We start from the raw sequence: 11929 nt of genomic DNA, 5'->3' as shown, positions 1-11929 counted from the left end.
CTTATTTGCCTACACGAGCATTCGCATCATTATAAATTTTTTCAATTTCCAAAGCGCCCTTATCCGTCAACTGCTTGATAAAGCCGTCAAACTCATTAAACGCGCCTTCGTTCATGATGAACTTATCGACATTTTGAGCCATTATTGTATCGACTTGAGAGCGTAGCTGCTTCAGCTTTTCGCGTTCTTCCTTGGTGAACTGGGGGTCTAGCGGCTGGGCAAACAGCTCGCCTCTCGCTTGCGCTTCCTTCACTGTTTTATCCCACTTCAGCAGCTCGGGTGGCGATACAACGGCTTGCGGACGGTCATCAGCCAGCAAGGCAAGTCCCAAGTAACCGGTTCCTATCGAGGACTGCATCGCACGGAACGGGTCCTGCTTATCCTTGAACTGATTGAGCAGGCTGTCATTGATCACATACTCGCTGCCTTTTTTCGTATAATGCGTACCTTCGATGCCAAAGTTAAGCAAGTCAGCACCCTCTTCGCTGTATAGGTAGTCAAATAGCTTAACTAATGCAACCGGGTCTTTCGTTTTGGCATTAATCACATGGGCTTCGGCTAAATGACCAGCCGGGTACATGCTGTTTCTTTTGACGCCTTTCGCTGTACCTAACACCGGCAGCAGATCGAATTTGGCCTGCGGCTCCTTCGCTTGCAGCGTTTTCGTAAAGTTGGTTGCAAACGTAATGTTATCGTGAAAATAAAATGATTTACCCGAGCTCAGCTTTTCCTGCCATGTTTGGGCGGTATTAACTGCATAATCAGGGTCGAGCAGCTTATCCTTATAGAGCTTATGCACATATTCCAGCGTATCCTTGAATTCAGGGGTCAGCGCTCCAAATTGATACTTCTTTTTGTGAGGATCATAATAAATGTTATACCCGCCGCCAAAGCTGAAAGATAAAATGTCCAGCAGGCTTTTGGTCCCGCTGCGGGTTGTCATCGGGTAGGAATCCGGATAAATCTCCTTTAGCTTTTTTAAAACCTGATACAATTCATCGAAGGTCGTAGGTGGTTTAATATTATTTTTGTCGAGCAAATCCACACGCATCATCGGGAGCTGGCCGTAGTCAATCTGCCATCTGTGAAGGGAAGGGAAACCGTACAGCTTGCCGTTGATCATCAATTTATTGATCTCGGGATTCGATTGCATGATTTTCTTGAAATTAGGCGCATACTTATCAATGTAATCATTAAGCGGCAGCAGCATCCCGGTATCGGCAAAGTTGGATATATCCGTGAGGGTCACCATCATAACATCCGGGATATTGTTGGTCGCGAATAACGTTTTTTTCTTATCCTCATAATTGCTCCCTGGTACCGCTTCCAAATCAATTTTGACTCCTGTTTTCACCTCCAGCTGTTTAATAACCACTGAATCCTTAATCAGCGGCTGTGCCGGATTTTCTCCTCTCATCCATTTGATTGCAATCGATTTGGTGGCTTCCTTGTTATCACCTGCAGCTTTGTTGTCCGTTCCCTTCGTGGTGGGGGAACAGGCAGCTAATGTTCCTGTGGCGAGCATAGAAGACATGAGAACGGCAATCGTTTTGCTGGTTCTTTTTACCATGTAGACTCCTCCTTGTTGCTATTGTTCGGAATAGCTTTACTGTAAGTCCATGAGCGATATAGTTAAAGTGGCAAAGAGGTACCTCCATGTGCCAAATTTCCGGACCTGATACGATGTGTCATTCGTCCACCCTGTTCAAATTTCTGGATAATCACAGCTATCAAGCCTCATTAACCGAAAGAAAAGCACCCGATCTCACAATCAGGTACTTTCTTGTTCAAGGGTAATTCGATAATCCATCGGGGTAATGCCTTCATACTTTTTAAATAACCGCAAAAAGGTCGATCGGCTGTGAATCCCAACCTTGGACGAAATATCGCCAATTAACAGGTTCGTCTCGGATAAATATTGCTTGGCCTTGTTAATGCGGATCAAGCTGATATAATCTGTGAGGTTTTGCCCTGTAGATTCCTTAAATATACGGGAAACGTATTTGGGCGACATCCCCATCTCATCGGCAATCATTTCGAGATAGAGATTTTCCGAATAATGCTCGTTGATATAAGTGACGATTAAGGGAACGACTTGATTCGTTTTACGTTCGGGCTTTGTTGCGGTCTGACCGATAATTCGCTTGAAAAATGTCAGCAGCAGCTTGACTCTTGCATCAAACTCATGCGGCAGCAGCCCTTTGCGGGTTAAAGTCAAATGCTCCTTCTCGGACAGAAAAGCATGAAGATCAAGCTTCTTTTCAGCCAGGTATCGATTGCCGGTACTGAACAGCTCCATGAGCAGCGCGTCCAAATATTGGTGAGAGGCACCGCGCGCTTTATTCATTTTGATCAATTCATCCATACTCTTCTCAAGCAGCTCCATATCTCCGAATTTCAGACTGTTGATGATTTTATTTTCTTCCAGAAAGGAGTAGTAATAGTTGTGTTCCATCTGTAAATCGGCGGCGTCCATGATCACCATATCGTCAAGAGCAGCGTCCGATTTATGGCCAATCGCCGTAATGGCTTCATTGTAGGACTTCACGATATCCTGAATGTCGGAGTAGTCCGTACCCACACCGATCATCAGATCGCAGTATTTGACATCGTAGCCGAAGGTTTGCTTAATATTTTCAAGTCCTTTCATCAGCTTGCTCTTATCGTTGTTCGGTTCCAGCTTGACGATACCGACATACGCATTGTGCTCGTACTCGATCAAATAGCAGGTCACATGCTGCTGCAGCACACCCCAAATTACCTTTTTAAGCTTCTCCAATATGATGAATCGTTCCGTATCCTGAATCTCTTCATAGAAGGCATCCCGGAATTGGAACAGCATGCAGCAGCATACATAACGGCCATTCTCAAAGCCGACCTCATTCAGCATACGGTAGAAGGATTCCTGATGAACCAGCGGAACGCCGCGTATTAACGAGGTAAAAGCATTATCGAGAAACTCGCTTGAAAACAAGCTGAATTTTCGATTAGCCATATCGTTAGTCTCCAGCAATTTGCGGATTCCCCTGCCTATCGCCTCCAGCTCGTTGCCTGTCTGCTCATCATCCCATAATTTTGCCGTTTCACTCTGAATCAGCACGTCACGCATATTCCGAATCGGATTATATAAATTGACACTGAAAATAAAGGACAGGATCACACCAAACACGATTAAAAGCAGGCAAATCCAAAAAACAATACCGAGCACACTGGATGCCTGATGATTGTAGGCCGATTCCGGTGTTATGGAATAATAGGACCATCCGATGGCTTCTGAGGATATATGAGCAACGAGTGAAGGCTGACCTTGCAGCTTCATCTTAAGAGTTGAAGGCTGATCATCCGGTAATTCTGCGGTCATTTCGTTGATTTCCGTATCGGTGTATCGTCCCGTATTCACAATTAATCGGCCCTGCTGATCCGTAATAACAAATCCGGTATCGGGGAATAGTGAGTTGTCCTTCATCTGCTTCGCCATCGCCTGAACGGATAAATCCGATACCAGCACTGCCATATGTCCCTCTATATACTGGGCAGACAAAATCGGTACGACCTTCTTCCTTGCATCTGACCCTGAAGTACTGACATCGCTCGCTTCCAAAACTTCAAAATTTTGATACTCCTGCAGTTTATTTTGCCAAAACGAAGCGTTATATTTCTCATAACGGTTCACACTATTGAAAAAAAAATCGAAATCATCGGCCCCGTCGCTGCGGTAAATCCGTTTATCATCCATAAATAGATACATATTGTCTACATAAGAGCTCACAATGCTCCTGCTGTAGGCAATCGCCCGAATAAGCTCAGGCAGGTTTCTTCTATTGGATGTTACAAGCTCCGAATACGGCTGCAGGTTTTGCTGAACGGCACTATTAAACAATAAATTCATCTGTGTATACTGCGCCATTTCCAGATTAGCATCTATTTTCCTGGAGCTTGCCGTCAAATTATTGACCAGCTTGGTAGATACATCCTGTCCCAGCCATTGAAGCAAATTATAATAAGCAATAAAACCGATTACCAGGATAGGAAGCAGCAAGCATAAGAAGTACATCAGAATTTTGAAAAACAGCTTATTTTTCCGCATCACCTTAATCCAATTATTCATACTCATGGTGCCCTCCTTGCCATCCGTAAGTGGATATTTGAAACAACCGCTCTGATTGTATTGTAATCGATTTCATGCTGAAGATGATTAACCATTTCCATTAGGCCGTTTCATTTGTCTATAATTATGAGCAAGAACATGATTCATTTCTCCTACTGTGTTTCAGTTGTCTACTTTACGGTATTTTGACGATCTACTTGTTATTCAAATGTGTCCGGTAAAAAGCACGTCGGAATTCAGTAGGCGTCATCTGCTGATGCTTGCGGAACACTTTCATAAAATATTTTTCATCCTCAAATCCCAACCGATGGGCGATTTCTTTAATCGAAAGATCGGTGCGGCCCAGTTCTTCCTTTGCACGGTCGATTTTGACCTTTTGGATATATTCCTGCATGCTCATGCCCATTTCCTTTTTAAATAAACGGGTCAAGTAATCGGGGTTGTAATTGAATTCACGTGCAGCATCATCAACCGATATAGGCTTGACAGCATGGATGCGAATCCACTCCAGCACACTCTTCATCCTCTGGTGCCTCGAAGTCATTCCCCCTTGAGGGCTTGCATAAGCGGCCATCGACTGCTGCGTCAGCTCAATTAATAAAGAAGTCAGCATGTAGTCGGCCCCCTGCCGGGTGTAATAGCGTGATTCCACAATGTGCAGCAGCTGACGAAACAAAATCCCTGCTTTGTCCACCTCGGGTGGTTTAAAAAACGCCGGCAGCAGGACAAATGGCATGCCTTGATCCAAATAAGGATTATGCTTGTACCGTCCAAGCTCGGCCTCGGCCTGCTTCTCGTCGATGAACTCCATGCTGCTCTCAGGACATTGAAAATGCAGCCAATAAAAAGAAACCTGCGGGTCCGAATACGCATAACCCCAATGGGTCTGCTCCGGCAAGAGCAGCAGTACATTGCCTGGAGTCACCTCAAACTGTTCATCCTCCTGCTGAATATAGGCAGTGTCGCGCAGCCCAAGGATAATCTCAAAGCTGTTTATCGAACGTTTACCGTGAATCCACGGATAACCAGCGGTAAAGTGCCCTGCAGATATGAATTCAATCGGCTTTTCGATCTGTGCTTTCCAATAATACATAGTCGTTTTTTTCCACCTGTTCTAATAAATGATTTCCTGACAGCAGGACATTCCCATGATTATCCTTAGTATAAAGCTGTTGATCATACACGACAACCCATCAAATCCGTATCCGTAAAATTACACCTGTAGGCTTAGGGTGAGTGAAGGGTTATCCAGAATGAAAAAAGATCAGCTTGGATAACCAGCTGATCTTTAGTAGGATATGATTCGAAGACATCAGGGGAGCCTGTACTTGTGAGACTGGCAATGATGCTGGCTAGCTACGATGACTGGCTCCGGCTTTGCCCCAGTCTTCATAGCATTTGACAATCGCACTCATATCTTCATCGCCATATCCATCGTTGCAAGCAACCTGAAACAGCTCCTTGACAGCTGATAATGCAGGCACCGGAAGCTCGAACGATTCCGCCAATCCGCGGGCCAGCTTCAAATCCTTCAGCATTAGCCGAGTCATGAATTGCGGTGAAAAGTCACCGCTCAGCATTTTGGGTCCTTTCATCTCCGCCATGCCGCTGCGCGCTCCGCCACCCGCTACTACCTCAAGAAATAAGGCGGGGTCAATGCCCGCTTGACGAACAAGCGAGATACTCTCGGAAAGTCCAGCCAGTGTAATAGCAACCAGAGCGTTATTGGCAAGCTTCGTTTGCGAGCCTGTACCCTGCGCTCCCATATGTACCGCTTTTTTCCCCATCGCATTAAATAAAGGCAGGCAGCTCTCGAATAATTCTCGGTCTCCACCAACGATAAAAGTCAACTGTGCTTCTTTTGCTTGAGGCTCGCTGCCAGTAACTGGTGCATCCAGCATCTGTACGCCAACAGCTGATAAGTGAGCAGCCAGCTCCAGGCTTGTATCCGGCGAGATTGTACTGCAATCGATAAGCGTTCTGGCACCTGGCTGCCGCTGTAAGGCAGGGACAATCCCGTTTTCACCCAAATAAACTTCCTTGACAGCACGGTCATCTGAGATCATCGTGATCACAATGTCTGCTCCTTGGGCAGCTTCGCCGGGAGAGTCTACAACACGGACGGAAGGGCCAAGACCCTCAGTCTTGCGCCGATCTCTATTGTAAACGCTTAATTTATATCCAGCCTTTAATAAGTTGACTGCCATGTGCCGCCCCATAGTCCCCAAACCAACAAAAGCAATATTCACTTGATTACCTCCTAAATGGAATGATGATACCTCTCCTATTATAACCTAATCAAATGAAAAAAGCCTGCAATCACGCAGGCCTCATACTAGCTATTATACGGAAATTCATCGAAAAGAAGCGGGTGATCTATCGGACTTGTTATTTTTTGATGACATTGAAGTTATCCTCGATAAGCAGCCAGTTCTGAGGAAAGCTTAATCCGAGCTTCCAATAGCTGATCCCCCGAAGGTTCAATTCCTTTAATAAATCAAATTTGGCTTGAATCGATCTTGCGTCCTCAAACCAAACGATGTGGGTTTTACCATTATCGTCCCAGTAGGTAAAATGTGGAGCCTGCGCCACGTAATCGTATTGAATCGCAGCCTGCCGCTCACGAGCCAAATTAATAGCCTCCTGAGGGCTTAAAGCTCTGGCATACGCTCCTCCGGCCACAAAGGGCAAGGTCCAGTCGTATCCGTAGAGGTTTTGTCCCATCATGATCTTGGAGGCGGGAATTTCCGTCAGCGCATATTCCAATACTTGTCGAACCGGACCTATCGGGGATACGGGCATAGCAGGCCCGCCGCTGTACCCCCATTCATAGGTCATAATGATGACAAAGTCGGCAATCTCACCATGGGCACGATAATCATGTGCCGTGTACCACGCACCTACTTGCGCTGCGCTGGTCTTGGGCACGAGTGCCGTTGACATCAAAAACCCCTCATTATGGATGATGTCCGCTGCTTTACGTAAGAAACGATTGTAGGCTTCTCTGTCCTGTGGACGCAAATGCTCAATATCAAAGTGAATATCCCTGAAATCAAGTCGCTTGGCTGTTTGAATAATCGTATCCAATAAGGTATCCTGCAGCTGCTCGTCATTTAATAGGGCTGCTCCAAGCTCTGCGCTGAATTGTTGCTCCAGATTAGTTATAACCATCATGAGCGTCACGTTGTTATTACTGGCTATGGTCTGGAGGCCACCAAGAGGAGGAGCCTGCAAAGTACCGTCGCGTTGGATGCGGAAGCTAAAAGGAGCAAGATAGGTAAGATGGGGGGACGCTTGCCGGGCTGCCTGGAGCAGTGCAGGTGAGACCGTATCACCTCGAGGCTCGATATAAGCATTAACCTCGATATTTCTGCGCGGCCTTGGTGGAATATATAACCTGAGACCCACGTTGAGCGGCTGGTTTGGTGCTAAACCGTTGACCGATGCCAGCTGCTGCGGTGATATCCTGAATTTATGGGCAATCGTATACAGGCTGTCCCCGCTCTCTACCCAATAGTATTGACCCGTGATCGGGATTACTAATGCCTGTCCCACGACCAACGATTTATCCGGTGATAGCTCATTTGCATCTGCAATGCTTTGAATACTTACACCATAAGCTTGTGAAAGCTGATAGAGCGTCTGGCCTGGTCGCACAACTTGGATCTGCATGACGTCCCCCCTTAAACATTCCTTATTAAACATATATTCAATTACCTCGAATAATTGTTCGTTTAGTAAAAAAATGTTTAGCGTTAGTGACCCAGCCACTCCTGAGATAATCGGATATCGTTCATATTGCTCATTTCCAGCACCCAGGCACCTGAATAACCGTATTCGTTGGCCATGGCAAGCACCGATTTCAGAGGAACGGTTCCTGCTCCCAGCCGCAGATGATCGTCATGCTGCCCCAGATTATCACTAAGATGAATACTCGTTATAAACGGCAGCAGGCTTTGAAACGACTGTTCACATCGCCCTTCACCCATCAAATGCATATGACCCACATCATAAACAATTTTTACACGTCGGGATTGTACGAGATGAATCACTTTTTTCAAAAACACGCTATCTGTTCCCAGCAATCCGGGATAAGGAGGCACATTTTCCAAAGCAAGGATAACTTGTGACCCTTCGGTTTCGTTCACAATCTCCTGCAAAAAGGCAGCTATCCTCAGCGCTGCTTCATGACTCGCGCTATCCTGATCCACCTTGTCCCTGCTCAGCTCGCCGGGGTGAAGCACCACATAAGCACATTCCAGCAGCTCCGCAATCTGCAAGGTCCGAAGCAGCAGCTCCGTGTTAGACTGAATCAACTCCTCTTCCTCTGCTGCCAGATTCAGATTCGCTATGGGAGCATGAATCGTCCAGATGATTTGATTCTCATCTCCAAGCTGTTTCAGCTCATTCAGTCGTTCCTGCGGCCAATCCAGCAATTCACCATGACGCCCTTCGCACATGATTTCTATCGCTTTACAGCCTTCATTTATTAAATGATTAACCGCCTCATCCAAGGAAATATCTGCCAAAGCATACGTCGAGATCAAGCATTCATTGCCTTTCCGCATATTCATCATCCTTTCTTGGTTATTACTTCATTCCTGAATGAATGAAGCTGTTCATAAACTGACGTTGAAACAACAGGAATCCGATCATCAGTGGTGCGATGACAAGCAGCGTAGCAGCGCTGACTTCAGTCCATTGAGCACCTATTTCGAACGACTGTGCGAATATAGCCAGACCTACCGTCAAGGGACGGTTCTCTACGGAGTTGGTAACAATCAAAGGCCATAGGAAATTGTTCCAATGATAGCTGACGGATACGAGCCCAAAGGCCACATAAGTGGGACGGGAAAGCGGGAAATAGATTTTCCACAAAATCTGCCATTTCGAGTAGCCTTCCATTACTGCAGCCTCATCGAGCTCTGGAGGGATCGTCTTGAACATCTGCCGCAGCAGAAAGATGCCAAAAGCCGATGCAAAATACGGCAGCATCACACCGAGCTTGGTATCGAGCAGTGACAATTCCTTGAGCACGCTGTAATTCGGGAAAATCAATACATCAGCAGGCACCATAATTTGGATAAGGAATAGCAGAAATACGATATTTTTGGCGCGAAACTCCACTCTTGCAAAGGCGAAGGCGGCCATCGAAGCCGTAATCATCTGAACGAGGAATACGCCCACCACGATCAGGATCGTATTCAAATAGTATTGTGCAAATGGCGCTGCCGACCAGACCCGGGCAAAATTATCAAGTGTGAACTCCAGTGAAAACGAAGGTGACAAAGCAATCTGCTTGGGGCGGAATGCAGTTACTGTCATCCAAAGCAGCGGCACCAGCCAGAAGGCAGCACCTATATATAAGAGCCATTGGCTTATATTCAATTTTTTAAGCAGCATAGGGATCGCCTTTCTCCCCCTTACGGGAGCTTACTTGGGCCTTGAGGAGGCATTAATGATAATGAATTTTTTTGTCCAATCCAAGGAAATTTAACGCTGCAAACAATAGAAGAACCCCAATCATGACAACCGTCAAGGTTGAAGCCATTCCCTGATCCCAGAAGCTGAACGCAGATTCGTAAATATAATAGAGCAGCAAATTACTGGCGTTGTTTGGTCCTCCCTTGGTCATAATCAGCAGGTGGTCCACCAGCTTAAACGAGTTGGTCAAGGCCACAATGGAAACGAATAATGTTGTTGGCATGAGCAGCGGAAAGGTGATTTTACGAAATACCGTCCAGCGTCCCACGCCATCCATCTGTGCAGCTTCATACAGATCCGGAGAAATATTTTGCAAACCGGCTAAATAAAAAATCATAAAATATCCGGCTTCCTTCCAAATTACCATAATCACCATGGCCCACATCACATACTGCGGTGATCCCAGCCAGTTCACATCGGTTTGCAAAAAGCCTTTCATCACCCTGCTGAGCAGTCCGTACTGCGGGGTGTAAATAAACAACCAAATATTGGCTACAGCAATCATCGGAATTAACGTCGGATAAAAAAAGGCTGTCCGTGCCAGGCTTGTGCCCCGCATTACTTTATTGGTAAATACCGCCATAAGGATCGCTAACAGAATCGAGGTTGGTACCGTGCCAATCGCAAACCACATATTGTTGGACATGACCTGCCAAAAAACCATATCGTCCAGCAAATGCCTATAATTATCCAAACCGTTGAAAATAGGTACCGGTGTCGCCAAATCAGCCTGGTAAAAACTGAGTCGAATCGTTTTGGCAATCGGGTAGAACGTAAATAGAAACAAAAAGACAAGCGATGGCGCTAGAAGCATCCAGGCAAACGCATTGGTTTTCCAGCTTAAGACTGATTTTTTGCTGCCCAATTGGGGGCCTCCTCGCATTAATATAAGGGGAAGCAGTCTGCTGTGCGTCCTGCTCAGTGCCGCAGCAGCGCCTCCCCGTTTTCAACAATTACTTATTAAAAGGTGCAAGCGCCTTATCCGCTTCCTCCTGTGCCTTTTGCAAAGCTTCAGCAGGTGCCATACTGCCAGTCAGTACGGCCTGAATCGGATCGTTTAATGCTTTCATAACCTTGCCGTTGTTATGTGTGGATAACTCGGCAGCAGCATATTGCAGCTGATCACGGGCAATTAGAGCAGCCGGGAATTCTGCCGCATATTTCTTCATTCGTTCTGTATCGTAGGCCGATTTTTTAACAGCGACATAACCGGTATCGATGCTCCATTGTGCAGCAAGCTCTGTTTCAGTCATGAATTTCACGAATTTCCAGGCTGCTTCCTGCTTTTTCTTATCGATATCCTTGAAGATGTAGAAGTTTCCGCCGCCCGTTGGACTTCCGAAGTTTTTGTTTTTAGGCAGGAAGCTTACACCAAAATTGAATTTGGCATTTTTCTTCACGTTGGACAAGTTGCCAGTTGTATGGTACATCATCGCTGTTTTGCCTTCCAGGAAGTCAGAAGGTACAGTTCCCCATTCGGTGACGCCTTCCGGCATTACTTTGTCTTTCTTCGCCAAATCGCTCCAATATTGCAGTCCTTGCACGTTCTCAGGCGTATTAAACATGACTTTTTTGCCGTCTTCGGACATCAAATTTTTACCATTTTGCAGCGCAAAGGTTTGCATCATCCAGTAAGCATATCCCGTCACCGGAATTTCCAGGCCCCATACGCCGTTTTTGGTTAGCTTGCTCGCATAATCCTTCATCTCGTCCCAGGTTTGCGGAGCCTTTTCTGGATCAAGTCCTGCCGCTTTAAACAGATCCTTGTTGTAATAAAGTACTATGGTGCTGCGTTGAAACGGAATGCTGTATGTTTTCCCGCCGGTTTGCGAGTTCGACATAAATGCCGGATAGAAATCGGACAAATATTTATCGCCGCCTTCTTTGGCAATGAAATCATCCAACGGAACGATCGCGTTCATGTCCAGCAGACTGAACAGCTCGGTAGACTGAAGCACGGCCACATCGGGTGGATTTTTGCTCTGTACGCCGGCTTGAGTTTTGACTGCAGTGTCCGCATAGCTGCCTGTATATACCGGCTTAACGGTGATGTTTGGATTAAGCTTGGTAAACTCCTGAGCCATGCTTTCAATCGTCGCAGTCAGAGGACCGCCTACCGCAATCGGGTAATAGAAGCTCAGTTCGACCTTCTCTGCTTTCGTATCGGTTGGTGCCCCTGCAGGTGCTGCGGCAGATGGCTCGGTCGTCGTTTTGGCGCAGGCGGCCAGCATGGAGACGCATAAAGTAAGACCTATCATTTTTGTTGTGAGGGAACGCATAAGTAAATCTCTCCTTTTTCCTATGATCTTATTTGTAAAGAACTGCGTACTTCCGCCG

The 11929-nt window shown here is 46.3% G+C and carries 9 protein-coding genes; all 9 read right to left on the bottom strand.

The genetic code is table 11. The features are described from left to right. Position 1 precedes the first annotated feature (1 nt). A complete protein-coding gene (locus NST47_RS11605) occupies positions 2-1570 on the bottom strand; it encodes an extracellular solute-binding protein (protein WP_341155282.1) in 1569 nt (522 codons plus the stop codon). A 201-nt stretch (positions 1571-1771) separates the two neighbouring features. Continuing rightward, the gene (locus NST47_RS11600; protein ID WP_341155281.1) at positions 1772-4108 is read right to left on the bottom strand and encodes a helix-turn-helix domain-containing protein; all 2337 of its coding nucleotides are present in this window, start codon (positions 4106-4108) and stop codon (positions 1772-1774) included. A 193-nt stretch (positions 4109-4301) separates the two neighbouring features. Next, positions 4302-5201, bottom strand: a complete 900-nt coding sequence (locus NST47_RS11595) for an AraC family transcriptional regulator (RefSeq protein ID WP_341155280.1) — start codon at positions 5199-5201, stop codon at positions 4302-4304. A gap of 259 nt (positions 5202-5460) precedes the next feature. Beyond that, the gene (locus NST47_RS11590) at positions 5461-6357 is read right to left on the bottom strand and encodes an NAD(P)-dependent oxidoreductase (RefSeq protein WP_341155279.1); all 897 of its coding nucleotides are present in this window, start codon (positions 6355-6357) and stop codon (positions 5461-5463) included. Between the two features lie 139 nt (positions 6358-6496). Then, entirely contained in the window at positions 6497-7780 is a 1284-nt protein-coding gene (locus NST47_RS11585; protein ID WP_341155278.1) for a glycoside hydrolase family 18 protein, read from the bottom strand. 83 nt (positions 7781-7863) lie between these two features. Then, complete coding sequence (locus tag NST47_RS11580; protein WP_341155277.1) at positions 7864-8682, bottom strand: sugar phosphate isomerase/epimerase family protein; 819 nt, start codon at positions 8680-8682, stop codon at positions 7864-7866. Positions 8683-8698: 16 nt separating this feature from the next. Then, positions 8699-9511: a carbohydrate ABC transporter permease gene (locus NST47_RS11575; RefSeq protein WP_341155276.1), complete on the bottom strand. Its 813-nt coding sequence runs from the start codon at positions 9509-9511 to the stop codon at positions 8699-8701. Between the two features lie 52 nt (positions 9512-9563). After that, positions 9564-10406 carry a carbohydrate ABC transporter permease gene (locus tag NST47_RS11570; RefSeq protein ID WP_341159661.1) on the bottom strand — a complete coding sequence of 281 codons (843 nt, stop codon included), beginning with the start codon at positions 10404-10406 and terminating at the stop codon, positions 9564-9566. A 139-nt stretch (positions 10407-10545) separates the two neighbouring features. Beyond that, entirely contained in the window at positions 10546-11871 is a 1326-nt protein-coding gene (locus NST47_RS11565) for an ABC transporter substrate-binding protein (protein WP_341155275.1), read from the bottom strand. Positions 11872-11929 lie beyond the last annotated feature (58 nt).

The organism is Paenibacillus sp. FSL H8-0034, from assembly GCF_038000305.1.
GTDB lineage: Bacteria > Bacillota > Bacilli > Paenibacillales > NBRC-103111 > Paenibacillus_S.
The sequence above is the reverse complement of the archived record's forward strand: the minus strand, read 5'-3'. Positions and strand labels throughout refer to the sequence as shown.